Source organism: Bradyrhizobium sp. NAS96.2 (assembly GCF_001908235.1).
GTDB lineage: Bacteria > Pseudomonadota > Alphaproteobacteria > Rhizobiales > Xanthobacteraceae > Bradyrhizobium.
On sequence record NZ_LGHK01000144.1, the window covers coordinates 16,564 to 43,103 of the forward strand.

A 26,540-nucleotide genomic window follows, 5' to 3' on the forward strand; every position below is an offset into this window, starting at 1 on the left:
CCACATCAACGGTGTCGTCCCGGCGAAGGCCGGGACCCATACTCCGCGGCCTCTGCAAAAGGCACGCGGCGAGACCGTCGTTCACCAAATTGACATTCGTGGTTATGGGTCCCGGCCTTCGCCGGGACGACGCTCGGCTACGCCGCGATATGCCGCCCGGCGGCGAGGCCGGCGAGGGCTTCTTCCAGCTTCTCGCGGTCGAGCGGCTTGATCAGGAAGCCGTCCATACCGGCTTCGAAGCAGGCATTGCGATCCTCCACCAGCGTATTGGCGGTCAGCGCCAGGATCGGCGTCCGGCGTCCGGACTGGCCGGCCAGCCCGCTGGATTCTTGCGCGCGGATCTGCTTGGTGGTCTCGATACCGTTGAGGCGCGGCATCTGGATGTCCATCAGCACGATATCGTAGGGCGTGCCGGCTGACCTCGCCGAGAGCCAGGATTCCATCGCCTGCTCGCCATTGGTCGTGATGACCACGTTGTGGCCGAGCCGGGTGAGCAGCGAGCGCATCAAGAGCGCGTTGATCTCATTGTCTTCCGCGACCAGGATCGAGAGCCCCTTGTCCGGCGGCGCGGCCGGCGCAGCAGCAGGCGCCGGCTCAGTGACCGTCTCGCTCACAAGGCTTGGCGCGGCGATCTCGGGCGACGCGGTCAGGCGCGCGGCGAGCGATGACGCGCGGAGCGGCTTGACCAGATAGCCGGTGAACATCGCCGTCTCGGACGCCGCGAGGTCCTGCCGGGTCGACGGCGTGACCATCACGATGCGATGCGTCGCATGGATGCGGGCAGCGGTGGCGAACGCCTCCATCGTCTGGGGGCCGAGCATGTGATCGATCAGGACGGTGTGCCAGCTTCGCTCCGGCAGCAGTGCCTCGGCGACATTGGCATCCGACACGATGCAGGTTTGCGCACCCCAGCGCTGCAGCCGCCGCGAGATCAGCGAGGCTTCGATGCTGTGCGGCGCAACCAGCATGATCGATTGGCCGGCGAGGTCAGGTGCGGTGAAGCTATTGGCCTCGCCGGTGTCGGCGGCGGTGAGCGGGATCGACACCTCGAAGGTCGAGCCTGAACCGGGCGTGCTTGCGAGCGTGATGCGGCCGCCCATGCGCTTGACGATGCGGTCGCTGATCGACAGGCCGAGGCCGGTGCCGCCATAGCTGCGGGCGATGCGATCGTCGGCCTGCTCGAACTCCCGGAAGATACGCTGCTGCGCTTCCGGTGCGATGCCGATGCCCGTGTCGCGAACCAGGAAGCTGATCTCGTTCGGCCAGATCCCGGGCTCGACGATCAGCGCCACGCCACCGGTCGCGGTGAACTTGATGGCATTGCCGGCGAGATTGAGCAGCACCTGACGCAGCCGCGCGGCATCGCCGGTCACCTGCATCGGCAGTCGCTCGTCGACATAGGCGGCGATCTCGATGCCCTTGGTCTGCGCGCGCGGCGCCAGCAGCTCGGTGATGTCCTCGATCAGGCCGGACAGCGCAAAGGCGCGGTGTTCGAGATCGATCTTGCCGGCTTCGATCTTGGAATAGTCGAGCAGCTCCTCGATCAGCGCCATCAGCGCATCACCGGAGGTCTTGACCGCCTTGACGTAGGTCATCTGCTCCGGCGTCAGCTGGGTGTCCATCAGGAGTCCGCTCATGCCGATGATGCCGTTCAGCGGCGTGCGGATCTCGTGGCTCGCCATCGCCAGGAAGCGCGACTTGGCGCGATTGGCGGCGTCGGCCTGATCGCGCGCCTCGGTCAGCGCGTGCTCGCTCTCGGTGCGGTCGGTGACGTCGCGGCCGACGCTCTGCATCTCCGCGGGTGCGCCGGCATCGTTGCGCACGAGGCCCTCGCGCCAGGCGATCCAGCGCGGTCCGAGCGGTCCCTGGATCTTCTGGTCGTAGACCTTTGTGCCGTTGGATTCGAGTGCGGTGTCGCCCTGCTCGAGCACCTTGAGCGTGGCGGTGCTGCCGATCAGTTCGCCGCGGGCAATCTGCGCCAGCGCGCAATAGGCGTCGTTGGCATAGGTGATGCGGCCGTCGAGGTCGCGCAGCACGATCAAATCGTCCTGCGCCTCGAACAGGGTGGAGGCGCGCTGTTCGGCCTCCTGCAGTTCCCAGTTGCGGTCGGCCATCGCCTCATTGTGCATGGCGATGGTGCGCAGCCGTCTGCGCATCAGCCGCAGGCGGATGCCGAGCGTCACGATCCAGAGACAGGCCAGCGCGAACAGGAAGCTGACCCCGATCGCGAATGCATTGGGATCGTAGCCGCTGTGCGGCGAGAGGGCGCCGGAGATGAACCCGAAGGCGCTGCCGAATGCGACGGAGAAGATCGTGAAGGAACGGACAATCGTCGCGACCCAGGAATGGCGCCGCAGGAAGCGGCGAAGGCGTAACTTGATCCGGAAGAAACGCCCCATCAATGGTGGTCCTGAAAGTGCCCGATCTGGTGATGAGGATGCGTCGGCGACCTTGCAAAGTGCTTGAAGTTAGTGGCTGTTTCGCGCTGCCCTCGGAACAGGGTTAGCGGGAGGTTAACTCCGCCATGATCCGGCGCGGAAAGTTGGGGTCAGGCGCGAGCGAGGCCGCGTCGAGATGGCGAGGGCCGCGGGCGCTGACGATCAGGGCCGCGGCATCGCGCACCGAGAACGTCTTCGACTGCACGTAGACGCGGTAATCGAACGGACCATCGTGGGTGAGATAGATGACAGGTCCGGTTGCGGTCGGCTCGCTGGAAATCCCGATCAGCTGCGGCACCGCGTTGCTTTCGCAGGCGCCGGCCTCGGCATCGTCGATGTCATCGATCACGGTGAAGTCGGCGGCATCTGCGCTGTCTGCGATCTGGACCCGGACGGTGGCAAGGCCGGGGTCGTCGGTGAAGCTGACGTGAAGCTGCGCCTGCCAGGGGACTGACGCGATCTGCATCGTGGCGCCGCCCACGTCGATGCAGGGCCGGGGACCCGGCAGCAATTCAGCGCGGGCAAATACCGCGGCCACGGCAAGGGGGACCACCGAGGCCAGGATCTTCATACGCAACATGACACAACTCGCTCGACCCAAGCGTGCCGCGGACCGCGGTGCTTATGGTTTGCGGAGCGTAAATGGGAGTGGTTACCGTCGCGTTGACGCGCGCGATTCCGCCACGAATTGAAACAGGCTCAGGTTCGCGTCAGGCGGCGCGGCGCAGATCGTCGGCCAATGCACGATAGGACAGCGCTTCGGCGAGATGGAGCCGGCCGATCGTATCAGCGCCATCGAGATCGGCGAGCGTGCGCGCCACCCGCAGCACGCGGTGATAGCCGCGCGCGGTGAGGCGCATGGTGTCGGCCGCCTCGCGCAGCAGCTTCTGGCCATGCGCATCGGGCTGCGCGATGGTCTCGAGCAGCGAGCTCGGCGCTTCCGCATTGGTGCGGACCTGCGGCATGCCGGCCGCGGCGTAACGCGCGAGCTGGATGTCGCGCGCCGCCGCGACGCGTGCGGCGACCTCGGCCGAGCCCTCCGCCGGCGGCGGCAGGATCAGGTCCGCCGCGGTCACGGCGGGCACTTCGATCCTGAGATCGATGCGATCCATCAGCGGGCCGGAGATCCGCATCTGGTAGTCGGCGGTGCAGCGGTCGACAGGTGCGCGCTTGCAGGAATAGCCCGGCTCATAGGCGTGGCCGCAGCGGCACGGGTTCATCGCCGCGACCAGCATGAAGCGCGCCGGATAGGTGACGCGATGGTTGGCCCGGCTCACCGAAACCTCGCCGTTCTCGAGCGGCTGGCGCAGCGAATCCAGCACGCGCGGATCGAACTCCGGCAATTCGTCGAGGAACAGCACGCCCTGATGCGCGAGCGAAATTTCGCCCGGCTTGGCGCGCATGCCGCCGCCGGTCAGCGCGGCCATGCTCGCGGAATGATGCGGGCTGCGGAACGGACGCCGCGCGGTCAACGCGCCGTCGCGGATCTCGCCGGCGACGGAGGCGATCATCGAGACTTCGAGCAGCTCGGACGGCGACAGCGGCGGCAGGATCGAGGGCAGCCGCGCCGCCAGCATCGATTTGCCGGCGCCGGGCGAGCCCATCATCAGCAGATGATGCCCGCCGGCGGCCGCAATCTCCAACGCGCGCTTTGCGCTTTCCTGGCCCTTGATGTCGCGCAGATCGAGCAGCATTTCCTCGCGCTCATGCACCTTCGGCTGCGGCCGCGACAGCAGCTGCGTGCCCTTGAAGTGATTGGCGATCTGGATCAGCGAGTGCGCTGCGATGATCTGGATGTCAGGGCTCGCCCAGGCGGCTTCCGAGCCGCAGGCTGCCGGACAGATCAGCCCCTCGTCGCGCGAATTGGCGCCGATCGCCGCGGGCAGCACGCCCGCCACCGGTGCGATCGAGCCGTCGAGGCCGAGCTCGCCGAGCACGGTGAAGCCGCTCAGCGTATCCGGCGGGATCGCGCCGATCGCCGCCATCAGGCCGAGCGCAATCGGCAGGTCGTAATGGCTGCCCTCCTTGGGCAGGTCGGCGGGAGCGAGGTTGACGGTGATGCGGCGGGCGGGAAGCGCGAGGCCGGAGGCGATCAGCGCCGAGCGCACCCGCTCGCGCGCCTCCGATACCGCCTTGTCGGGCAGGCCGACGATCGCAAACGCCGGCAATCCCGGCGCGACCTGCACCTGCACGTCGACCGCGCGAGCCTCAATCCCCTCGAAAGCGACGGTGGAAACCCGCTGGACCATGCTGCCCCTATCTTCCGCAATTAAGGGTAGTGGAAACCGGTGGAAAGCGCAAGAACATTACGGGAACAAACTTCGGCGGCAACCTCCTCATGGTAAGGATTCTGCTGGCGAAGCTCTAGTGAACTGAAGTGAGGGCAATGTGTCCCGTTATAGCCAACTCTACATTGATCAAGCAGGACCGGTACCGGACAGCCCGCGCGCTCGCCGACGCGTCGGAAAGCTGATGGAGAGAGTCACCACCGACGACACCACGCCAGAACTGCGAGATCTCTTGGAGCGCGAGTTGGGAATTCGGGTAAAGGCTACTTACAACATCGAATGGATCGCATTTTGCGAGAAATGCGACATTCGCGATTTTCTTGATTGCATTACGCTCGCCAATACTTTCTTCGTAAAGAGAGGCCAATCGGCCGGAGCACGCATTTGGCAGCAGGAGGTTCGGCGTATCTTTACTGAAGAACGCCTTGCGTATGAAATCGATGAAAGTTGCGTTGTCCATCCAGCCGTAGACCAAGAATTTCAGAGGAACCGTCGGTCCACCTTGGCTGGACTCCAGAATGCCCGATATTCGAACAGTCTAGCGGCATTCGAACGAATATCTGATCAACTGGCGGAGCAGCCTCCTAATGGCAAAGACGCTTGGCGAGCAATCTTTAGCGCGGTAGAGGGGCTTTTTCGTCTGATGTTTCCTTCTGCGCCCCAGTTAAATGCCGGAGCTGCGGAAACTCACCTAGGTTCGATTATTCAGCAGACGCACGCGAACGACGCAACTGCAATGCGAGCAGCTAACAAACAGCTGGCATCGTTCAGGGGCTGGATAGATTCCTCGCACAATTATCGCCATGAGCAGGGTAGTGAAGAGCCGGTTCAACCGCCTATTGATCTCGCGATTTTGGCGATAAGCAATGGCACCGCATTCTTGCGCTGGCTTATTTACTTGGATCAAGCAAACAGTGCTAAGCCTTGAATCTGCCTGACGTGAAATCTTGCTAGCTTGTCCGTGAGGGTGACAAGCTGTCCCCCTCACGGAGCTTTGTACGATTACAGCGTCATCTGCATCGGCTCGGGATAGTAGTGGAAGCCCTCGCCGGCCTTGGCGACGTGGCCGTAGCCCGGCCAGGCGAAGTGATAGGACATGACAGGCGTCTTGTTCGCAGCCAACGTCTCCAGCAGCCTGACCCGCGAGGCCGCCGCCTGCTTCGGGTCGGTGTCGTATGAGAACTCCATCCGCGGCCGCTCCAGCAGCAGCACCGCGTGATGCGAGAGGTCGCCGAGGAAGGCGAACGACTTGCCGCCGGAGCTCACCATGAAGATGGTGTGGCCCACGGTGTGGCCGGGCGCCGCGATCGCCTGCACGCCGGGCAGGAATTCCTGGCCGTCCTTGAAGAACACGATGCGGTCGCGCACCGGCAGCAGGTTCTTGCGGGCGTGCACGACAAAGTCCTTCAACGGACTGCCCATCTTGCCTTCGTCGGTCCAGAAATCGAGATCGCTCTGCGCGATGTAGTACTGCGCATTCGGGAACAGCGGCTTGTCGTCGGCGCCGACAATGCCGCCGATATGATCGATGTGCGCGTGCGACAGCACGACGGCGTCGATGTCCTCCGGCTTGATGCCGGCTTCCTGCATGCTCTTCTGCTGCCGCCCGGTGGTCGGACCGAACGCCTTCGACGTGCCCATGCCGGTATCGAACAGGATCAGCTTGTCGCCGGTGTTGACGATCGGCGAATTCTGCTCGAGCACGACATTGTCGGGCGAGAGGAAGTTGTCGGAGAGCATCTTCTTCACTTCTTCCTTCGGCACGCCGGTGAAGGTGCCGGAGGGATCGCCGAGCGGAAGCGGACCGTCGGAGACGACGGTGACTTCGGCATCGCCGAGCACGAAGCGGTGCCAATAGGGAGTCTGCGTGCCGAGCTTCGGCGCGCGCGCTTGCGCAGTGCCGCCGAGGAGTGTGCTGGCGCCGAGACCGGCACCGAGCGCGAGCAAGGATCGTCGTGAGACATTGAGCGTCATAACGTCTTCCTCCAAATTTTTATGAGTTTGTTGCGTTGTCGCCCGCACTGGCCCGCCGCTTGACCTGACACAGGCAAGAGGATGCTGCCCGCGCCTGCGCAAGCTGGCAAGAAGAATAAGGCGAACGCAGGCGCAGCCGAACCCAGGCTAACGCGCGATGCGATTGTGATTCATCGTCATCGCGCTTTAGCGCTTTGTTTGGGCATGATCTTTTCGGGCGATCATGCCCCAGAGTTCAACCTGCATGTGCAACGCACAAGGAAGGAGGATTATTTCGCGGCGCGCTTCTTCTCGATGGTATCCCAGATCATCGCTGCGACATCGGGGCCATTGAGCCGCTGGATTGCGCGTATGCCGGTCGGCGAGGTGACGTTGATCTCGGTGAGGTTGCCGTCGATCACGTCGATGCCGACGAACAGCAGGCCGCGCTCGCGCAGTGCGGGTCCGAGCGTGGCGCAGATTTCGCGCTCGCGATCCGAGAGCTCGGTGGCCTTGGCCGCGCCGCCGCGCACCATGTTGGAGCGCAGATCGTCCGCCGCCGGCACGCGGTTGACCGCGCCGGCGAACTCGCCGTCGACCAGGATGATGCGCTTGTCGCCGTGCTTCACCTCGGGAAGGAAGCGCTGGATCACCCAGGGCTCCTTGAAGGTGACCGAGAACATGTCGAACAGCGAGCCGAAGTTCATGTCCTGCGGCATCACGCGGAATACCGCAGCGCCGCCATGGCCGTGCAACGGTTTCATGACGACGGCGCCGTGCTGGTCGCGGAACGCGTTGATCTCGTCGAGGTCGCGCGAGATCAGGGTCGGCGGCATCAGCTGCGGGAAATTCATCACGAACAGCTTTTCCGGCGCATTGCGCACGCTGGCCGGATCGTTGACCACCAGCGTCTTCGGATGGATGCGCTCCAAAAAGTGCGTCGAGGTGATGTAGGCGAGGTCGAACGGCGGGTCCTGCCGCAGCAGCACCACGTCGAAGCCGTTGAGCGCCTCGCGCTTCGCTTCGCCCAGCGTGAAGTGATCGCCGACCTCGTCGCGCACGGTGAGCGGTTGCAGCGGCGCCACCAGCTCCTCGCCACGCAGCGACAGTCTGTCGGGCGTGTAGTAGGAAATGCCGTGGCCGCGCTTCTGGGCTTCGAGCAGCAGCGCAAAGGTCGAATCGCCGCGGATGTTGATGCGCGCGATGGGATCCATCTGGACGGCGATCTTCAATTTCATAGGCGTGTCCCGAGAGGTCTGAGGGTAACTTTAAGGGCTTGCGTCGAATGCCGCTAACAGATGGCGCGGCAGGCTCCTCGGCGCAATCAGCACGGCATCGAATCTGAGGTCAAATTCGGCATGTTCGGGATGCGCCATCAGCCAGGCCTGGGCGGCATTGACGATGCGCTGCTGCTGGCGCGGCGTCACCGCATAGGCGGCGTCGTCGAGGCTGGCCCGGGCCTTGACCTCGACGAAGGCGACGAGGTTGCGCCGCCGCGCCACCAGGTCGATCTCGCCATAGGGGGTGCGGAAGCGCTTCGCCAGGATGCGATAGCCCTTGGCGATCAGGAGGGCCGCGGCGCGGCTTTCGGCCGACAAGCCGGTGCGGAATGCCGCCACGCGTTCGGGCGAGGCGCTGTCAGTCTTCGCCATCGCCGTCTCCGATGGTTTTGGCGAGTTCGAGCGCGCGGGCGTAGACCTCGCGGCGCGGGCGGCCCGACAGCTCGACGGCATGCGCCACCGCATCTTTGACGCTGCCGCGGGCGAGCTGCGCGCGCAGGAGGTCGTCGAGCGCATTCTCATCCATCACCCCGGCATCATCGGCCGGCGGCCCGATCACGAGCACGAATTCGCCGCGCGTCTCCAGCCCATCCGCGCCTGCCGCGAGCTCGGCGACCGGCGCGCGCTTGACCTCCTCGTGCAGCTTGGTCAGTTCGCGGCAGATCGCAGCATGGCGATCACCCATGATCGCGGCGAGATCGCGTAGCGTGTCCTGCACGCGATTGCCGGATTCGAACATCACCAGCGTCGAATCGATCCGGGCGAGTTCGGTGAGCCGCGCGCGGCGCGCGTGCTCCTTGGCAGGTAGAAATCCCTCGAAGAAGAACCGGTCGGTCGGCAGCGCCGCAACCGACAGCGCGGTCAGTACCGACGATGGTCCGGGCACCGCGATGACGGAGTGCCCGGCGGCGCAGACCTCGCGCACCAGCTTGAAGCCGGGGTCGGAGATCAGCGGCGTACCGGCGTCCGACACCAGTGCAATGGCAGCACCCTGCGCCAGCCGTTCGAGGATCTTGGGCCGGGCCTGGGTGGCATTATGCTCGTGGTAGAGCGCCAATTCGGCGGTGATCGCGTAACGTTCGGTCAGCCGGCGCGTAATCCTGGTGTCTTCGCAGGCGATGACGTCGACACCCGCCAGCGTCTCCAGCGCGCGCAGGGTGATGTCGGCGAGATTGCCGATCGGGGTAGCCACCAGATGGAGCCCGGGCCTGGCCTTTGGTGCAGCCAGCTGCTGTCCGCCGATCGAAAAGCTTTTGGCCGCAGCACCTGTCGTGGCATCGGAACTGTGGAGGGAACTGGCTTTTGCGCGCATAATGCCAATCTAGAGGGATGGCAGCACTTGCGCCACATCCGGAAACCGCGATGACGGTAGGCGGCTGCTGAGGGAAACGGGAGCCGCGGCAAGGGCGCCGCGGGGCCATAATCCTTTTGTTTTAGTTAACTATTCGCCGACAATATGCCCAAATCCACCCGCCTCATCAGAGGTCGATGGAGTCCTGGCCGATCCTGGTCGGCCAAGAGAAGAGAGACGATGGAAGGCCCGCATCACCGCAACTCCTCGCCATCGGGCGCGACCCGGCGGACGGCGCTCGGCCTGCTCGTGGGCGCGCCGTTGCTCGCGGCCTGTTCCGGCATCCAGCAGAGCTTGAGCCAATTCTCCAGCAACCCGGAAGGTGGTCCCGCCGGCCCGCAACAGCAGCCGCAGGCGGTCGGCACCGGGCAGGTCAAAATTGGATTGATCCTGCCGCTGTCGGCGTCCGGCAATGCCGGGCTCGCCGCGCAATCGATGCGCAACGCCGCCGAAATGGCGCTGGCGGAATTCCAGAACCCGAATATTCAGCTCCTGATCAAGGACGATGGCGGCAGCCCGCAGGGCGCATCGCAGGGTGCCCAGCAGGCACTGTCCGAAGGCGCCGAGATCATCCTGGGACCGCTGTTCGCCGGTTCGGTGCCGGCCGTCGCGCAACTGACGCGGCCGCGCGGAACCTCGGTGATCGCATTCTCCACCGATTCGAGCGTCGCCGGGCACGGCGTCTATCTGCTGAGCTTCCTCCCCGAGTCCGACATCAACCGGATCGTCGATTATTCTTCCGGGATCGGAAAGCGCTCGTTCGCCGCGATGGTGCCGGACAATGCCTATGGCAACGTGGTCGAGGCCGCGTTCAAGCAGGCGGTCGGCCGCAAGAATGGCCGCGTCGTCGCATTCGAGAAATATGGCGCCGATCGCGCGACGCCGGCGCGGACCGTGGCGCAGGCGCTCGGCCAGGCCGATGCGCTGCTGATCGCCGACGACGGCGATTCGGTGGTCGCGACCGCCGATGCGTTGACCGCGGCGGGCGCCAATCTGCGCAACATCCAGCTGCTCGGTACCGGGCTGTGGGACAATCCGCGGGTGTTCGCGAGCCCCGTCTTGCAGGGCGGCCTCTACGCCGCGCCCGACCCTTCCGGCTTCCGCAGCTTCGCCGGCCGCTATCGCACCAAGTTCGGCGGCGAGCCGGTGCGCACCGCAACGCTCGCCTATGATGCCGTGGCATTGATGGCGGCGCTGGCGCGCACCCAGGGGGCGCAGCGCTTCGCACCGGAGACGCTGACCAATCCGTCCGGCTTTGCCGGCATCGACGGCCTGTTCCGCTTTCGCTCCGACGGCACCAACGAGCGCGGCCTTGCGGTCATGAAGGTGGCGTCCGGAGGCAGCACGCCGGTTGCAGGTTCGCCGAAGAGCTTTGGCGCTTAATTTTCGTCAGCCGGTCGAGCTGCCTTGTCGAGCGCCGGCACCCGCCGGCTACTTTGCATGGGGTTGTTTTCGATATTTTGGCAGCGTGCACCCAGAGCGGGATGAGTTTCGGTTGAATCGGCTTGGCTCGGTCTTGGTTCACCTCTCCCAAGGGAGAGGTGAACTTCCGACGCCGTTCCAGCTCAACCTAATCTCATCAGGCTTCAGGCCGCGAGATCCGCGACGACGGCGTCGAGCACCGGGAATCCCGACTTGGTCACGCGCAGCCGTCCGTCGGCATCAACGGCGATCGCGCCTTCCTCGCGCAGCATCGCGATCCGGTGCGGGTCGAGCTTTCGGCCGGAGAGCTGCGCATAACGCTTGGGATCGATGCCCTCGGCGAGCCGCAGCCCCATCAGCAGGAATTCGTCGGCGCGCTCTTCGCTGTTGAGGCTGTCATCGGTGACGACGCCATGGCCGCGCTCCTCGACGTTCAGCAGCCAGGCCTCGGGACGCCGCTCGGTCGCGGTCGCGTGCCTGATGCCATCGACGTCGAGCCGGCCATGCGCGCCGGGGCCGATGCCGGCATATTCCTCGCCGCGCCAGTAGACCAGATTGTGCTTGCACTCCGCCCCAGTGCGGGCGTGGTTGGAGATCTCGTAGGCCGGCAATCCCTCGCGGGCGCAGACTTCCTGCGTCACGTCGTAGAGTGCGCGCGAAGTCGCTTCATCAGGTGTCTGCAATTTGCCGGCGGCATGCAGTCCGAAGAACGGCGTGCCTTCCTCGATGGTGAGCTGATAGAGCGACAGATGCTCGGCTGCTTCCGCGATCGCCTGCTTCAATTCATCGGCCCACATCCGCGGCGTCTGGTCGGGGCGGGCGTAGATCAAATCGAACGAGTAGCGGTCGAATGCGGAGCGCGCGATCGCAACCGCGTCGAGCGCCTCGCGCGCGGTGTGCAGGCGGCCCAATGCCTTCAGCGACGCATCATCCAGCGCCTGGACGCCGAGCGAGACGCGATTGACGCCGGCGGCGCGATAGCCGCGAAAGCGCGTCGCCTCGACGCTGGTCGGATTGGCCTCGAGCGTGACCTCGACGTCGCGCGAGACCTGCCAATGCTTGCCGATCGCATCGAGCACGGCGCCGACGGTCTGCGGCTGCATCAGCGACGGCGTGCCGCCGCCGAGGAAGATCGAAGTGACCTCGCGCCCCGGCACCCGCGCAGCCGTGGTCTCGATCTCGCGGGCGAACGCGCGCACGAAGCGCGCCTCATCGACCGGCGCATGCCGGACGTGGCTGTTGAAGTCGCAATACGGGCATTTCGACAGGCAGAACGGCCAGTGCACGTAGACGCCGAAAGCTTCTCGTTCAGCGTGGCTCAAGGCAGATCTCCGCGAGCTTCACGAAGGCGCGGGCGCGATGTGACAGGCCGAGCCCGAGCGGCGGCAGGCCGTGCTTCTCGATACTGCTCATCTCGCCAAAGGTCCGCGTGTAACCGTCGGGCAGGAAAGCCGGATCATAGCCGAATCCGGCGGTGCCGCGCGGCGGCCAGACCAGGGTTCCATCGACCCGGGCCTCGACCTCTTCGAGGTGACCGTCCGGCCAGGCCACGCACAGCGCGGAGACGAAATGCGCCTTGCGCTGGTCCGGCGCGGTGGCGCCGCGCTCCTGCAGCAGCCGCTCGATCCGCGTCATCGCCGCCATGAAGTCCTTGCCTTCGCCGGCCCAGCGCGCCGAGTAAATCCCCGGCGCACCGTCGAGCGCGTCGACCACGAGGCCGGAATCGTCGGCGAAGGCCGGCAGTCCCGCAGCCTTTGCCGCTGTGATCGCCTTGATCGCCGCATTGGTGCGAAAGCTGTCGCCGGTCTCCTCGGGCTCAGCCAGATCGAGCTCGCCCGCCGACACCGCCTCCACGCCATGCGGCGCCAGCAGTTCCCGCATCTCGGCAAGCTTGCCGGGATTATGGGTGGCGATGACGAGCCTTCCGGTGATTCGGCGATGCATGACCAATCTGACTACGCGACCGCGATCTTTTGCAAGTCGACCAGACGCGCGACACCTTTGCGCGCCAGCGCCATCAGGGCCAGGAATTCGTCCTGCGAGAACGGCGTCTTCTCGGCGGTGCCCTGCACCTCGATGATGCGGCCGTCGCCGGTCATGACGAAATTGGCGTCGGTGTCGGCCTCCGAATCCTCGGCATAATCGAGGTCGAGCACCGGCGTGCCCTGGTAGATGCCGCAGGAGATCGCCGCCACATTGTCGCGCAACACGTTGGTCTTCAGCATGTTGCGGGTCTTCATCCAGTTGATGCAGTCGGCCAGCGCCACCCAGGCACCGGTGATCGAGGCGGTGCGGGTGCCGCCATCGGCCTGGATGACGTCGCAATCGACCGTGATCTGGCGCTCGCCGAGCGCTTCGAGATCGACGGCGGCGCGCAGCGAGCGGCCGATCAGCCGCTGGATCTCGACCGTGCGGCCGCCCTGCTTGCCGGCGGAGGCCTCGCGGCGGGTGCGTTCCAGGGTGGCGCGCGGCAGCATGCCGTATTCGGCGGTGACCCAGCCGCGGCCCTGGCCCTTCAGCCACGGCGGCAGGCGCTCTTCCAGCGTCGCGGTCACCAGCACATGGGTGTCGCCGAACTTCACCATGCAGGAACCCTCGGCGTATTTGACGACGCCGCGTTCCAGCGACACGGGACGTAGTTCATCGGGCGCACGGCGGCTTGGCCGCATGAAATCCTCCAAAAATCCGACAGATATGGCTGGGCGTGCTTGTAGGAGGGGCAGGGGGCAGCGGCAAGGGCTTTGGCACGGGTTTTCGGCCCCGGATTGGTCCGGTACCAGAGGGCCGAATGCATGCTTGTCACCGGCCCTCCGGATCGACAAATTAGGCAGTAATTGTGAGGGACTGGAGTGTGACTCACCACGATCCGATCGGCCTGATTGCCCCGCATGCCGGGCTCGCCCAGCTCAACGAGCGCTCGCGCGATATTTTTCGTCAAATCGTCGAAAGCTATCTCGCGACCGGCGAGCCGGTCGGCTCGCGCAACATCTCGCGCCTGATCGCATTACCGCTGTCGCCGGCCTCGGTCCGCAATGTGATGTCGGACCTCGAGCAGCTCGGCCTGATCTATGCGCCGCACACCTCGGCCGGCCGGCTGCCGACCGAGCTTGGCCTGCGTTTCTTCGTCGACGCCCTGATGCAGGTCGGCGACCTTACCGAGGCCGAACGCCAGTCGATCCAGACCCAGCTTGCGGCCGTCGGCCGTGCGCAATCCGTCGAGGCGGCGCTTGGCGAAGCGTTGACGCGGCTGTCGGGGCTGACCCGGGCCGCGGCCGTGGTGCTGACGCAGAAGTCGAATGCGCGGCTGAAGCATATCGAATTCGTGCGGCTGGAGCCGGAGAAGGCGCTGGTCGTGCTGGTCGGCGAAGACGGCCAGGTCGAAAACCGCGTGCTGGCGCTGCCGCCGGGCGTTCCGTCCTCGGCCCTGACCGAGGCGACCAATTTCCTCAATGCGCGGATCCGCGGCCGGACGCTGGCCGAAGCACGGCTCGAGCTCGAGACCGCATTGACGCAAAATCGCGCCGAGCTCGACCAGCTGACGCAAAAGGTCGTCGCGGCCGGCATCGCGAGCTGGTCCGGCGGCGAGAACGAGGACCGCCAGCTGATCGTGCGCGGTCACGCCAACCTGCTCGAGGATCTCCATGCGCTCGATGATCTCGAGCGGATCAAGTCGCTGTTCGACGATCTCGAGACCAAGCGCGGCGTGATCGACCTGCTCGGCCGCGCCGAGCGCGGCGAGGGCGTGCGGATCTTCATCGGCTCGGAGAACAAGCTGTTCTCGCTGTCGGGTTCCTCGACCATCATCGCGCCCTATGGCGACGCCCAGGGCCGGATCGTCGGCGTGCTCGGCGTGATCGGGCCGACGCGGCTGAATTATGCGCGGGTGATCCCGACCGTCGATTATGCCGCGCGCATCGTCAGCAAGATGCTGGGCGGCTGACAGGGGCGGATTTCGCTTTCATTTGATGGGTTTCGTTCACCCCGACCGGAGATCCCTATGCCCGAAACCGGTATGTTGCGCTTGATTTTCGCCGCTTAAAGCACGATATCCCGGGCAGCCAATCCCCAAGATTTGAACCGACGCGAGTTTTCGAGAAGGCAAGCCATGACCGATCCGAACCGGGCCAACGACAACACCGAGAATTCGGCGCCGACGGGTGAGCCCGTGGTCTCGAAGCCCTACATCATGCCTGACGATCCCGAGGTGGGATCGGCCGAGGCCTTGACCAAGGAACTCGCCGAGGCGAAGGACCGCACGCTGCGCACGCTGGCCGAGATGGAGAACCTCCGCCAGCGCACGCGCCGCGAGGTCGCCGACGCCAAGACCTACGGCATCACCGGCTTCGCCCGCGACGTGCTCGATATCGCCGACAATCTGCAGCGCGCACTCGACGCCGTGCCGGCCGAGACCAAGGAAGCTGCCGATCCCGGCCTGAAGGCGCTGATCGAAGGCGTCGAGCTGACCGAGCGTTCGTTGCTCAACGCGCTGGAGAAGAACGGCGTCAAGAAGTTCGATCCGATCGGCGAGAAGTTCGACCCGAACTTCCAACAGGCGATGTTCGAGGTGCCTGATGCGTCGGTGCCGTCGGGCACGGTGGTGCAGGTGGTGCAGGCCGGCTACATGATCGGCGAGCGCATCCTGCGTCCGGCGCTGGTCGGCGTCTCCAAGGGCGGCGCCAAGGCTGCACCCGCCGCCGACATCACGGTCTGATCCGTCCAATCCGCGAACCTAAGCGCGCTGTCGTGGTTTCACGGCAGCGGCTTCTCATGCGCTTTCGGCCAATAGGTGCCGAAACTCCAGAGATTTCCTTCCGGGTCCCGGCACGCGAAATCACGGCTGCCGTATTCGGTGTCGCGCAGTTCCATTTCGATCTTGGCTCCCGCAGCCCTCGCCTTCGCATGCAGGGCGTCGGGATCGTTGACGGCGATGTAGATCGAATCGGTGCGGCGGCCGCCGAGGTCGCCGACCAGTCTGCCATAGGCATCGTCGCGAGCCTGGCCCAGCATCAGCAGCGAGGAACCGTAGGCAAGCTCGGCATGGTGGATCACGCCGCCGTTGCGATAGACGACGTGCTCGGTGAATCCGATCACCGTCGTCAGCCAGGCGATCATCGCCGCGGCGTCCTTGCAGCGCAGGGTCGGATAGATGCGGGGCGGTTCGATATCGTGCGTCATGGTCGTGGCCTCCTTGGCTGATGGCGCCACTCTGCACGAGACAATCCGGCTTCGGCTTGAAGGTTTGTTACCAGTCCTCGGCACGAACCAGCCGGCCGTTGGTCAGCGCCTGGCGGCGTGCCCAGGCGGTCGGCGGTTCCCCTGCGAACGTGACGAACTCGCGAGCGAGATGGGCCTGGTCGGCATAGCCGCTTTCCGCCGCGATGCCCGCCCAGCCGAGCCTGGATCCGCTTTGTGCAAGCCGGCTCGCCCGATGAAACCGCATCATGCGCGCCAGCGATTTGGGCGCGAGGCCGAGCTCGGATCGAAACCGGCCGACCAGATGCTTGCGGCTCCAGCCGATCTCGCCGGCCAGTGCCGTGATCCTGATGGCACCGGCCGAGCGCGCCAGTCTTCGATAGGCGAACGCGACTTCGCCAGACGGCGCGTGGCCGGCGCGGCGAAGCACGAAGTCCTCGATCAGGTCGAAGCGGCGCTGCCAGCAGGTCTCGGCGCCGAGCCGCTCGCGCAGCCAATGGCCATCACGGCCGAGCACGTCATCGAGTTCGATCATGCGCCCGGCCAGCTCGGTCACGGCGCCGCCAAAGAAGCTGTAGGCACCAAGCGGGGTGAAATCCACCTGCACGCAGGCGGCGTGGCCATCGGACTCGATGTAGACCGGTCCCGCGTAGAGACCGGCAGCAAAGCTGTGCTGGCGGTCGCTCGCTTGCGGCTCCCGCCCGAGCGCGATCAGGAACGGGGTGCCGAAGCTGATGATCAGCGGAACGATCAGCGGCGCGGTCTGCCGCTGCGCGAACCGGCCGGCCGCGGTCTCGCGATAGCCGGTCATCGCAGCAATCAGCCCTGCCGTGCGCAGCGACGGGGTGCGCTGCACGAACTCAAATGCGACGGGTGCCGCGAACTCGGCCATGCGGTCCTCGCAGGAGGCGGCGGCTTACCCGATATCGGACGACTGGATGCGCTTGACCCCGGCCTTGTCCATATCGGCCCAGGCCTTGGCGAGGGATCCCTGGGTGTCGATGCCGCGGCAGGCGTCTTCCACCACATAGGTTTCGAAACCGGCCTTGCGCGCATCGAGCGCGGTCCATGCCACGCAGAAATCGGTGGCGAGCCCGGCCACGAAAACCCGCTCGACGTTGCGCGCTTTGAGATAGGCGGCAAGCCCTGTGGTGGTCTTGCCGTCGGCTTCGGTGAAGGCGGAGTAGCTGTCGACGTCCTTGTGAAAACCCTTGCGGATGATCAGCTCGGCCTGCGGGATCGCGAGGTCCTTCGACAGCCCTGCGCCGTCAGTGCCCTGCACACAGTGATCGGGCCACAGCACCTGCTTGCCGTAGGCGAGGTCGATGACCTCGAACGGCTTCTTGCCTGCATGGACCGAGGCAAACGAGATGTGACCCGGCGTGTGCCAGTCCTGCGTCATCACCACATTGGCGAAGCTCTTGGCGATCTTGTTGATGACAGGCACCACCTGCTCGCCATCCTTCACCGCGAGGCTGCCGCCGGGCAGGAAGCAGTTCTGGACGTCGATCACGAGCAGCGCGGAGCCATCGTCGGGCTTGATGGTGGCGGCCCAGAGACTTCTTGGAACCAGCGTCGCAAGCGCCATCGTACCAGGGCCTGCAACGATCCGTCGTCGATCCAACATCGCGCCCCTCCTCGCTTTGCGTGATACAGCGCGAGGAGGCTAGTTCCGTTCGGCGAACGACGAAAGTGGGATTTTTCTGACCGGGCTGCGAACGGCTGGTCAGCCGCGCGGCTGGATGCCGTCGCGCACCGCGCGGAAGCGCGGGAAGGCCTTCTCCCAATCGGTGCGCGGCGAGCTGCCGATGACCCGCACCGATGTCTGCGCGCCGAACCGCAGCCACTGCACGATGGTCACCGGGGTGTTGTCCTTGCCGCTGACGGCGTCGATCCGGGTCTCGAAGCCGGGCTGGCCGTCGATCCGGATCGGTTCGGACATGGTGATCCGCCCGTCGCGCACGCCGGGGATCGTGGTCGCGATCTGCTGGGCAAAGCGGCCGCGGTCGTCAGGCGTGGCGGGCGCAGAAGCGATGACGCCAAGCAGCATGAAGGGCTTGGTCTCAAGGACCTTGTCGTCGCCGTCGGCCATCAGCAGCGCTGCGCCCGGCGCCAGCATGCGGATGTTCTTGAAGCTGCCGAGCTCGGTGACCTTGAACGGCATCATGGCGAGCTGTTCGTCGACCGGCACCTCGTTGCGAATCTGGGCCGAGGCGAACATCTGCCGGACCGCGTCGTCGGTGTAGATCTTGCTGGCGTTCTCCGGCACCTGCACCGCGACATAGCCGGAGAAGGTCGGCCCCGGCAGGATCATGGAATAGCGCCGCACATTGCTGGCGCCGTCGCGCGCGCTCTCCACGGTGTAGTATGCGAGGCCGGCCGGCGTCTCGAGGCTCTCGGGCTTGATGTTTCCGGTGCCGGCCGGGTTGGCCTTGAAGGCGGTCACGACCTCGTTGTAGGCGTCCGCAGGCAGGTCGGCGATCAGGACCTTGACGCCCTGATCCTCGGTCTCGAAGCCGATGAACGATTTGGCGCGGACGAGGCCCACCAGCGGTTTCATCCCGACATGCGCGCCCGGCGGAAACACCACGTCGGCGGCAAAGCCACGACAGGTGGCGGCAATCAGCAAGGCAACCGCAACGAGAACTCGAAAAGGCGTCATGGGGGATCTACCGGTTTTGCTTGGTGGCCGCGCAACGGGGCCGGTGCAGGGCTGGATGGCCTCTTTCAGTCGGACCGCTTTTAGCGGTTTTGATGGCCCTGCAACAGGCCGCCAACTCTCCGCTCCGGGCCCGCAGGCTCGATTCCGTGGGCTTTTGGCCCCGATTGGCTGGCACTTTCCAGTTTCCCGACGTTTCCAACGAGCGGCCGCCAGCGGCCAAACAGCGCGCCCTCGACCCGTGCGCCGCTCTCGCATACGACGTTTGTGAGCGTTCACTCAACAGCGCTGACGCCATGCCGCGAACGTTTGCGGTCGACGGCAGGCCCCATCATTGCCGATTTGTTAACTTGGATCGGGCTTGAACCGGCGCCGCGGTCGGACTGACACAATCTTTCAAACGTCAGTCTTTTCAGGCCTCAACGTTGCGTCCAGTCCTTGCGGGCAGGACCCTCTCTCCTATATCAGGCTCACCGTCGCAATATCGCGAGTATGTGAACGTCTGGGGGTTCGGTACGGAGCGCCGTCAGGGCCCAACCAACCTGCCGTAGCAAAGAGGATATCAAAATCATGGGTAAGGTCATTGGGATCGACCTCGGCACCACGAATTCGTGCGTCGCCGTAATGGATGGCAAGAACGCCAAGGTGATCGAGAATGCCGAGGGCATGCGGACGACGCCGTCGATCGTTGCCTTCACCGACGACGGCGAGCGCCTCGTCGGACAGCCGGCGAAGCGCCAGGCGGTGACCAATCCCGAGCGTACGTTCTTTGCGGTGAAGCGCCTCATCGGCCGCCGCTATGACGACCCGATGGTCGAGAAGGACAAGAAGCTCGTTCCCTACAAGATCGTCAAAGCATCGAACGGCGATGCCTGGGTCGAAGCCGACGGCAAGACCTATTCGCCCTCGCAGGTCTCGGCCTTCATTCTGCAGAAGATGAAGGAGACCGCTGAGGCGCATCTCGGCCAGAAGGTCGATCAGGCCGTCATCACCGTTCCCGCCTATTTCAACGACGCGCAGCGTCAGGCCACCAAGGACGCCGGCAAGATCGCCGGCCTCGAAGTGCTGCGCATCATCAACGAGCCGACGGCTGCCGCGCTCGCCTACGGTCTCGACAAGTCGAAGTCCGGCACGATCGCCGTGTACGACCTCGGCGGCGGCACCTTCGACGTCTCGATTCTCGAGATTGGCGACGGCGTGTTCGAGGTGAAGTCGACCAACGGCGACACCTTCCTCGGTGGTGAAGACTTCGACATGCGCCTGGTCGGCTATCTCGCCGACGAGTTCCAGAAGGAGCAGGGCATCAACCTGCGCAACGACAAGCTCGCTTTGCAGCGCCTGAAGGAAGCTGCCGAGAAGGCCAAGATCGAGCTGTCGTCGACCACGCAGACCGAAATCAACCTGCCGTTCATCACGGCTGACCAGACCGGTCCGAAGCATCTGACGATGAAGCTGACCCGCGCCAAGTTCGAGGCGCTGGTGGCCGACCTGGTCGAGAAGACCATCGAGCCGTGCCGCAAGGCGCTGAAGGATGCCGGCCTGACCGCCGGCGAGATCGGCGAAGTGGTGCTGGTCGGCGGCATGACCCGCATGCCGAAGATCCAGGAAGTCGTGAAGCAGTTCTTCGGCAAGGAGCCGCACAAGGGCGTCAATCCCGACGAAGTCGTCGCGATCGGCGCTGCGATCCAGGCCGGCGTGCTGCAGGGCGACGTCAAGGACGTGCTGCTGCTCGACGTGACCCCGCTGTCGCTGGGCATCGAGACGCTGGGCGGCGTGTTCACCCGCATCATCGACCGCAACACCACGATCCCGACCAAGAAGAGCCAGGTGTTCTCGACGGCCGAAGACAATCAGGGCGCCGTCACGATCCGCGTCTTCCAGGGCGAGCGTGAAATGGCGGCCGACAACAAGATGCTCGGCCAATTCGACCTGATGGGCATTCCGCCGGCTCCGCGCGGCATGCCGCAGATCGAGGTGACCTTCGACATCGACGCCAACGGCATCGTCAACGTCTCGGCCAAGGACAAGGCGACCGGCAAGGAACAGCAGATCCGGATCCAGGCATCCGGTGGTCTGTCCGAGGCCGACATCGACAAGATGGTCAAGGACGCCGAGGCCAATGCGGCCGAGGACAAGAAGCGCCGCGAGGCGGTCGACGCCAAGAACCATGCCGATGGCCTGGTTCATTCGACCGAGAAGGCTTTGGCCGAGCACGGATCGAAGATCCCGGAGACGGACCGTCGCGCAATCGAAGACGCCGTCAGCGACCTCAAGGAAGCGCTGAAGGGCGACGACGCCGAGGCGATCAAGGCCAAGACCAACACGCTGGCGCAGGCTTCGATGAAGCTCGGCGAGGCCATGTACAAGCAGCAGGCCGAGGCCGATGCGGCCAAGGACGCTGCCAAGGATGACGTTGTCGACGCGGAATTCACCGAGGTCGACGACGACAAGAACAGCAAGAAGTCTGCTTAAGCGGATTTGCGATCATGACCCTCACACCAAAGAGCACGCGCCGCGTCTCGGAGGAGTGGGGGTCATTTTTCTTTAAGGCGATCGCTGCATCTTCGAGACAGGCGCAATCCTTGCAAGCGCAGTTCTTGCGGACCTGGTCCTGGGCGATGGCCACGAACTTCGGACGGAATTGAAGGATGTCGACCAAGCGCTGCTATTACGAGACTCTCGAGGTCGATCGGAACGCGGACGAGACCAAGCTGAAATCGGCTTTCCGCAAGCTCGCGATGAAATGGCATCCGGACAAGAATCCGGGCGACGCCACCAGCGAAGTCCGGTTCAAGGAAATCAACGAAGCCTATGAGGTGCTGAAGGACGGCGACAAGCGCGCCGCCTATGACCGCTTCGGCCATGCCGCCTTCGAGCAGGGCATGGGCGGCGGTGGTCCCGGCTTCGGCGCCGGCTTCGCCTCCTCCTTCTCCGATATCTTCGAGGATCTGTTCGGCATGGCCGGACAGCGCCGCGGCGGTGGCGGCCGCGAGCGCGGCGCCGACCTGCGCTACAACATGGAGATCACACTCGAGGAGGCCTTCCAGGGCAAGACCGCGCAGATCGAGATCCCGGTCTCGGTCACCTGCGAATCCTGCTCCGGCACCGGCGCCAAGGCCGGCACCAAGCCGAAGACCTGCTCGCATTGCGGCGGCGCCGGCCGGATCCGGCAGGCCCAGGGCTTCTTCACGCTGGAGCGGACCTGCCCCGGCTGTCAGGGTCGCGGTCAGATGATCGAGGACGCCTGCACCTCCTGCGCCGGTTCCGGCCGGGTGACGCGCGAGCGCACGCTGTCGGTCAACATTCCCCCGGGGGTCGAGGACGGCACCCGTATCCGGCTCGCCGGCGAAGGCGAGGCCGGCGTCCGCGGCGGACCGCCCGGCGACCTCTACATCTTCCTGTCGCTGACCACGCACCAGTTCTTCCAGCGCGACGGCGCCGACCTGCACTGCCGCGTGCCGATCTCGATGGTGACCGCAGCGCTCGGCGGCGAGTTCGAGGTGCCGACCATCGACAAGGGCAAGACCAAGGTGAAGGTGCCGGCCGGCACCCAGTCCAGCCGCCGATTCCGCATCGCATCAAAGGGCATGCCGGTGCTGCGCTCGCGCCAGACCGGCGACATGTACGTCCAGGTCGTGGTCGAAACGCCGCAGAATCTGACCAAGAAGCAGCAAGAATTGCTGATGGAGTTCGAAAAACTCTCGTCCGGCGCAACCCAGCCGGAGGCAGCGGGTTTCTTCTCTAAGGTCAAGGACTTCTTCGGAAACCGCTCCGTCTAGCCGCAGTCGTTACGCTTGACCGTAACGACTTCGATCTATACGTGTTTATGAACGTTTTCTGACAACCGCTCGATTGTGCGCGGTCCCGCCTGGTAGCGACATGCCTCTGCAATCGTCCGTGCGTGCGTCGAAGAAGCCCCTCCGTCTCGACGACGAGGTTCGTTTCCTCCGTTCATGGATGGAGAAGCCGCTGCATATGGGCGCGGTGATGCCGTCCGGACGGCTGCTCGCGCGCACCATGGCGCAATATGTCGATCCCGAAGCCGAAGGGCCGGTCATCGAACTTGGGCCCGGCACCGGGGCGATCACCAATGCGCTGATCGAACATGGCGTCGATCAGAAGCGTCTCGTCCTGGTTGAGTACAATCCCGGCTTCTGCGCGTTGCTGCGCGAACGCTATCCGCACGCCAAAGTCGTCCAGGGCGACGCCTACAGGCTTCGCGACACGCTGTGGGACGTCATGAAGTCTCCGGCCTCGGCCGTGGTCTCCGGCCTGCCGCTCGTCACCAAGCCGATGCTGACCCGCCTGAAGCTGATCCGCGACGCCTTCATTGCGCTCGCACCGGGCGCGCCCTTCGTCCAGTTCACCTATTCGGTGGCGCCCCCGATTCCGAAGTCGCTGCCGGGCGTGTCCACAGAGGCCTCCGAGCGGATCTGGATGAACCTTCCGCCCGCGCGGGTCTGGGTGTATCGCAAGGGCTGACCGCTCGGCGCAATCGTGTCGGGCACGCGCCCCAACCGCGATTGCAGAATGTCCGCGCTGAAAATCCTCGTGATCCCTGGATCGCTTCGATCAGGCTCGCTCAATGCGAAGCTGGCAGCCGTGCTGGCGCACGAGCTAGCGCTGCTGGGGGCCGATGTCACCCGCATTTCGCTCGGCGATTTTCCGCTGCCGATCTATGACGGCGACCTGCAGGCCAAATCGGGCGTGCCGCAGCACGCCGTCAATCTGAAGCGGATGATCGGCGCCCATCATGGCGTGCTGGTGGTGACGCCGGAATACAATTCCTCGGTGCCGGCGCTGGTGAAGAACACGATCGACTGGGTGAGCCGCGTGCAGGATCCGCACGAGGCACGCGGCCAGGTGTTCCGCGAGCGCGTGTTCGCGATCGCCGCGGCCTCCGGCAACCGGCTCGGCGGCACGCGTGCGCTGGCGGCGCTGCGCCTGATCCTGTCGGCGTGCCACGCCACCGTGATCCCGAACCAGCTCGCGCTGTCATTCGCCGAGCACGCCTATGACGACATGGATCACCTTAAGCACCAGGGCGACATCGACACGATGCGCGCGCTGGTGCGGCAGCTGATCGACCATTCCCAACGCATGATGTGAGGTGACATGCAGCCAGCCAAGATCGCTCCAAGGATCGCCCCAAGAGACCGGTTGATTGTGGCGCTCGATGTGCCGTCAGTCGCTGCGGCCGAGGCGATGATCGACAGGCTCGGCGACAGCGTCACCTTCTACAAGATCGGCTATCAGCTCGGTTACGCCGGCGGCCTCGTGCTGGCGAAGCAGCTTGCGGGCAGCGGCAAGAAGGTTTTCGTCGATCTCAAGCTGCATGACATCGGCAACACCGTTGCGCGCGGCGTCGAGAGCGTCGCCTCGCTCGGCGCGACCTTCCTCACCGTGCATGCCTATCCGCAGACCATGAAGGCGGCGGTCGAAGCCCGCGCCGGCACCAGTCTGAAGATCCTCGCGGTGACGGTGCTGACGTCCTACGACGACGCCGACCTTCACGCCGCAGGCTATCGCCTCAACGTCTCCGATCTCGTCGAAGCGCGTGCCCGGCAGGCGCAGGCGCTCGGCGTCGACGGCCTCGTCAGCTCGCCCGAGGAAGCCGCCGCCCTGCGCAAGATCGTCGGCGATCAGATGAACCTGGTGACGCCCGGCATCCGCCCGGCGGGCTCGGCGACCGGCGACCAGAAGCGCATCATGACGCCGGCCCGTGCCATTGCCGCCGGCGCCGACTATCTGGTGGTCGGCCGCCCGGTGATGGAAGCCGCCGATCCGAAGGCCGCCGCCGAAGCCATTCACACCGAGATCGCCCAAGCACTTGCCTGAAGCAACAGCTCGCCTGAACCAACAACAAGGGAGAACACAGATGGCGAAGGGATACTGGATCGGACGCGTCGACGTTCACAACGACGAAGGCTACAAGCCCTACGCGGTCGCCAACCTTGCGATCTTCAAGAAATTCGGCGGCCGCTACGTGGTGCGCGGCGGCCAGCTCAACTGCGTCGAGGGCCAGAGCCGCTCCCGCAACGTCGTGATCGAATTCCCCGACTACGCAACCGCGATGGCCTGCTACAACTCGCCGGAATACCAGGCCAACATCAAGGTGCGGCAGCCGCATTCGATCGCCGACCTCATCATCATCGAGGGCTATGACGGCCCGCAGCCCTGACCGGGGCCGGCCGGCTCGGTTGCCGGAACTGCCTTGGCTCGCTATATCGCGTGGAGAGGTGAGCCATGGCTGACATGCGTTTGATCGTTGCGGGAGCCGGCGGCCGGATGGGCCGCACGCTGGTGCGGGTGATTTCCGAAACCCCGGGGGCGGTGCTGGTCGGCGCGCTGGAAGCGCCGGGCTCGGAACTGCTCGGCAAGGACGCCGGCGTGCTCGCCGGCCTTCCCGCCAATGACGTCAAACTGTCGGCCGATCTGTGGTCGATGTCGGCGGGCGCCGACGGCATCCTGGATTTCACCGTGCCGGCGGCGACCATCGCCAATGTCGCGATCGCGGCCGAGCGCGGCCTCGTCCATGTCATCGGCACCACCGGCCTGTCGCCGTCCGACGACGCGGTGATCCGCAGCGTCACCGACCGCGCCATCGTGGTGAAGTCGGGCAATATGAGCCTCGGCGTCAATCTGCTCGCGGCGCTGGTCAAGCGCGTCGCGCAATCGCTCGACCAGAGCTTTGACATCGAAATCCTCGAGCTGCATCACAAGCAGAAGATCGATGCGCCGTCGGGCACCGCCTTGATGCTCGGCGAAGCTGCCGCTGCCGGCCGCAAGATCGCGCTCGATCAGCATTCGGCGCGCGGCCGCGACGGCCTGACCGGCGCACGGCGTGCAGGCGACATCGGCTTTGCCTCGCTGCGCGGCGGCACCGCGGCCGGCGATCACAGCGTGATCTTTGCCGGCCCCTCGGAGCGCATCACGCTCTCCCATCACGCCGAGGATCGCGCGCTGTTCGCGCAGGGCGCGCTGAAGGCGGCGCTGTGGGCACACGGCAAGAAGCCCGGCATGTATTCGATGACCGACGTTCTCGGGTTGAGTGACTGAGATCGCTCGTCGAGATCAAATCCATCTTAGCGAAACGGAATCTGAAATGAGTGATCGACTTCTTGTGCTCGTTCGTCACGGTCAGAGCGAATGGAATCTGAAGAACCTGTTTACCGGGTGGAAGGACCCCGATCTCACCGAGCAGGGCATCCGTGAGGCCAAGGACGCCGGCCGCAAGCTGAAGGCGCAGGACCTGTCGTTCGACGTTGCCTTCACCTCCGACCTCACCCGCGCGCAGCACACGCTGAAGCTGATGCTGGAAGAGATCGGCCAGACCGGACTGCCGACCACGAAGAACCTCGCGCTCAACGAACGCGACTACGGCGATCTCTCGGGCCTCAACAAGGATGACGCCCGCAAGAAGTGGGGCGAGGACCAGGTGCTGATCTGGCGCCGTTCCTACGATGTGCCGCCGCCCGGCGGCGAAAGCCTGAAAGACACGCTGGCGCGTACGCTGCCCTATTACGTGCAGGAGATCCTGCCCGGCGTGCTGCGCGGCCAGCGCACGCTGATCGCCGCCCATGGCAATTCGCTGCGCGCGCTGATCATGGTGCTGGAGAAGCTGACGCCGGAGCAGATCCTCAAGCGCGAGCTCGCGACCGGCGCGCCGGTGGTCTATCGCCTCAATGCCGATTCCACCGTGGCCTCGAAGGTCGATCTGGCGGGGTAGGCAACGTGTGATCCGTCATCCTGAGGAGCGCGAAGCGCGTCTCGAAGGATGCACGGCCACCAGCCGGGCCGTCGACCCTTCGAGGCTCGCTTGCGCGAGCGCCTCAGGGTGACGGTGAGAGACCGTACGGTCCCGCTCTAAAGCGGGATGAAGTTAGCTTGAATCGATTTGGGATTCCCAAATCAGGTCGTTTTTGATTCACCATGCTGGCTGGGCGGAGGCCAGCA

Annotated in this window: 26 protein-coding genes; 12 read left to right on the top strand and 14 right to left on the bottom strand. The window is 65.2% G+C overall.

The window, feature by feature from the left end; genetic code table 11:
• Positions 1-137: 137 nt before the first annotated feature.
• From AC628_RS27975 to AC628_RS27985, 3 genes are all read right to left on the bottom strand, one after another.
• On the bottom strand, positions 138-2,399 hold the full coding sequence (locus tag AC628_RS27975) for a PAS domain-containing hybrid sensor histidine kinase/response regulator (RefSeq protein WP_074130009.1): 2,262 nt from the start codon (positions 2,397-2,399) through the stop codon (positions 138-140).
• Positions 2,400-2,502: 103 nt separating this feature from the next.
• A complete protein-coding gene (locus tag AC628_RS27980) occupies positions 2,503-3,018 on the bottom strand; it encodes a hypothetical protein (RefSeq protein WP_074130010.1) in 516 nt (171 codons plus the stop codon).
• A 130-nt stretch (positions 3,019-3,148) separates the two neighbouring features.
• On the bottom strand, positions 3,149-4,687 hold the full coding sequence (locus AC628_RS27985) for a YifB family Mg chelatase-like AAA ATPase (protein WP_074130011.1): 1,539 nt from the start codon (positions 4,685-4,687) through the stop codon (positions 3,149-3,151).
• Between the two features lie 139 nt (positions 4,688-4,826).
• Here AC628_RS27985 and AC628_RS43210 point away from each other — a divergent pair, with 139 nt between their 5' ends.
• A complete protein-coding gene (locus AC628_RS43210; RefSeq protein ID WP_143201841.1) occupies positions 4,827-5,654 on the top strand; it encodes a hypothetical protein in 828 nt (275 codons plus the stop codon).
• 74 nt (positions 5,655-5,728) lie between these two features.
• Here AC628_RS43210 and AC628_RS27995 read toward each other — a convergent pair whose 3' ends face one another.
• The 4 genes from AC628_RS27995 to rsmI form a co-directional block, all read right to left on the bottom strand.
• The gene (locus AC628_RS27995; protein WP_074130013.1) at positions 5,729-6,700 is read right to left on the bottom strand and encodes an MBL fold metallo-hydrolase; all 972 of its coding nucleotides are present in this window, start codon (positions 6,698-6,700) and stop codon (positions 5,729-5,731) included.
• A gap of 269 nt (positions 6,701-6,969) precedes the next feature.
• Positions 6,970-7,917: a glutathione synthase gene (gene gshB, locus AC628_RS28000; RefSeq protein WP_074130014.1), complete on the bottom strand. Its 948-nt coding sequence runs from the start codon at positions 7,915-7,917 to the stop codon at positions 6,970-6,972.
• A 30-nt stretch (positions 7,918-7,947) separates the two neighbouring features.
• Positions 7,948-8,331, bottom strand: coding sequence for a YraN family protein (locus AC628_RS28005; RefSeq protein WP_050628015.1), 384 nt, complete (start codon positions 8,329-8,331; stop codon positions 7,948-7,950).
• Complete coding sequence (gene rsmI, locus AC628_RS28010; protein ID WP_074130015.1) at positions 8,318-9,271, bottom strand: 16S rRNA (cytidine(1402)-2'-O)-methyltransferase; 954 nt, start codon at positions 9,269-9,271, stop codon at positions 8,318-8,320. Before rsmI ends, AC628_RS28005 begins: the two co-directional genes overlap by 14 nt.
• Before the next feature lie 219 nt (positions 9,272-9,490).
• Between rsmI and AC628_RS28015 the strand changes: the two genes are divergently transcribed.
• Complete coding sequence (locus AC628_RS28015; protein ID WP_074130016.1) at positions 9,491-10,693, top strand: penicillin-binding protein activator; 1,203 nt, start codon at positions 9,491-9,493, stop codon at positions 10,691-10,693.
• 203 nt (positions 10,694-10,896) lie between these two features.
• Here AC628_RS28015 and hemW read toward each other — a convergent pair whose 3' ends face one another.
• From hemW to rph, 3 genes are read right to left on the bottom strand one after another with little or no spacing between them, the layout of a single operon-like run.
• The gene (gene hemW, locus AC628_RS28020) at positions 10,897-12,054 is read right to left on the bottom strand and encodes a radical SAM family heme chaperone HemW (protein WP_074130017.1); all 1,158 of its coding nucleotides are present in this window, start codon (positions 12,052-12,054) and stop codon (positions 10,897-10,899) included.
• Positions 12,041-12,676, bottom strand: a complete 636-nt coding sequence (gene rdgB, locus AC628_RS28025; RefSeq protein WP_074130018.1) for an RdgB/HAM1 family non-canonical purine NTP pyrophosphatase — start codon at positions 12,674-12,676, stop codon at positions 12,041-12,043. The genes hemW and rdgB overlap by 14 nt, the downstream gene beginning before the upstream one ends.
• A gap of 11 nt (positions 12,677-12,687) precedes the next feature.
• Positions 12,688-13,401 carry a ribonuclease PH gene (rph, locus tag AC628_RS28030; protein WP_021078183.1) on the bottom strand — a complete coding sequence of 238 codons (714 nt, stop codon included), beginning with the start codon at positions 13,399-13,401 and terminating at the stop codon, positions 12,688-12,690.
• A gap of 182 nt (positions 13,402-13,583) precedes the next feature.
• Between rph and hrcA the strand changes: the two genes are divergently transcribed.
• Both hrcA and grpE read left to right on the top strand, forming a co-directional pair.
• Positions 13,584-14,672, top strand: a complete 1,089-nt coding sequence (hrcA, locus tag AC628_RS28035) for a heat-inducible transcriptional repressor HrcA (RefSeq protein WP_016841498.1) — start codon at positions 13,584-13,586, stop codon at positions 14,670-14,672.
• Positions 14,673-14,837: 165 nt separating this feature from the next.
• Positions 14,838-15,443, top strand: coding sequence for a nucleotide exchange factor GrpE (gene grpE / locus AC628_RS28040; protein ID WP_074130019.1), 606 nt, complete (start codon positions 14,838-14,840; stop codon positions 15,441-15,443).
• Positions 15,444-15,481: 38 nt separating this feature from the next.
• On the opposite strand, the gene AC628_RS28045 is transcribed toward grpE, so the two are convergent.
• The 4 genes from AC628_RS28045 to AC628_RS28060 all read right to left on the bottom strand — a co-directional run bounded on the left by AC628_RS28045 (position 15,482) and on the right by AC628_RS28060 (position 18,587).
• The gene (locus tag AC628_RS28045; RefSeq protein WP_074130031.1) at positions 15,482-15,907 is read right to left on the bottom strand and encodes a VOC family protein; all 426 of its coding nucleotides are present in this window, start codon (positions 15,905-15,907) and stop codon (positions 15,482-15,484) included.
• Positions 15,908-15,974: 67 nt separating this feature from the next.
• Positions 15,975-16,817: a helix-turn-helix domain-containing protein gene (locus AC628_RS28050; RefSeq protein ID WP_074130020.1), complete on the bottom strand. Its 843-nt coding sequence runs from the start codon at positions 16,815-16,817 to the stop codon at positions 15,975-15,977.
• A gap of 24 nt (positions 16,818-16,841) precedes the next feature.
• Positions 16,842-17,552, bottom strand: a complete 711-nt coding sequence (pncA, locus tag AC628_RS28055; RefSeq protein ID WP_074130021.1) for a bifunctional nicotinamidase/pyrazinamidase — start codon at positions 17,550-17,552, stop codon at positions 16,842-16,844.
• Between the two features lie 99 nt (positions 17,553-17,651).
• Positions 17,652-18,587, bottom strand: coding sequence for a hypothetical protein (locus AC628_RS28060; protein ID WP_074130022.1), 936 nt, complete (start codon positions 18,585-18,587; stop codon positions 17,652-17,654).
• Positions 18,588-19,154: 567 nt separating this feature from the next.
• Here AC628_RS28060 and dnaK point away from each other — a divergent pair.
• From dnaK to AC628_RS28100, 8 genes are all read left to right on the top strand, one after another.
• Positions 19,155-21,056: a molecular chaperone DnaK gene (gene dnaK, locus AC628_RS28065; protein WP_050404333.1), complete on the top strand. Its 1,902-nt coding sequence runs from the start codon at positions 19,155-19,157 to the stop codon at positions 21,054-21,056.
• Between the two features lie 176 nt (positions 21,057-21,232).
• Positions 21,233-22,363: a molecular chaperone DnaJ gene (gene dnaJ, locus AC628_RS28070; protein ID WP_050424067.1), complete on the top strand. Its 1,131-nt coding sequence runs from the start codon at positions 21,233-21,235 to the stop codon at positions 22,361-22,363.
• Between the two features lie 100 nt (positions 22,364-22,463).
• On the top strand, positions 22,464-23,066 hold the full coding sequence (locus tag AC628_RS28075) for a class I SAM-dependent methyltransferase (protein ID WP_074130023.1): 603 nt from the start codon (positions 22,464-22,466) through the stop codon (positions 23,064-23,066).
• A 48-nt stretch (positions 23,067-23,114) separates the two neighbouring features.
• Positions 23,115-23,693, top strand: coding sequence for an NADPH-dependent FMN reductase (locus AC628_RS28080; RefSeq protein ID WP_074130024.1), 579 nt, complete (start codon positions 23,115-23,117; stop codon positions 23,691-23,693).
• Between the two features lie 6 nt (positions 23,694-23,699).
• Positions 23,700-24,422, top strand: coding sequence for an orotidine-5'-phosphate decarboxylase (pyrF, locus tag AC628_RS28085; protein WP_074130025.1), 723 nt, complete (start codon positions 23,700-23,702; stop codon positions 24,420-24,422).
• Positions 24,423-24,462: 40 nt separating this feature from the next.
• Entirely contained in the window at positions 24,463-24,765 is a 303-nt protein-coding gene (locus tag AC628_RS28090) for a DUF1330 domain-containing protein (protein WP_050424071.1), read from the top strand.
• A gap of 65 nt (positions 24,766-24,830) precedes the next feature.
• Complete coding sequence (dapB, locus tag AC628_RS28095) at positions 24,831-25,643, top strand: 4-hydroxy-tetrahydrodipicolinate reductase (protein ID WP_074130026.1); 813 nt, start codon at positions 24,831-24,833, stop codon at positions 25,641-25,643.
• Between the two features lie 46 nt (positions 25,644-25,689).
• Entirely contained in the window at positions 25,690-26,313 is a 624-nt protein-coding gene (locus tag AC628_RS28100) for a 2,3-bisphosphoglycerate-dependent phosphoglycerate mutase (RefSeq protein ID WP_074130027.1), read from the top strand.
• The last annotated feature ends 227 nt before the right edge of the window (positions 26,314-26,540 follow it).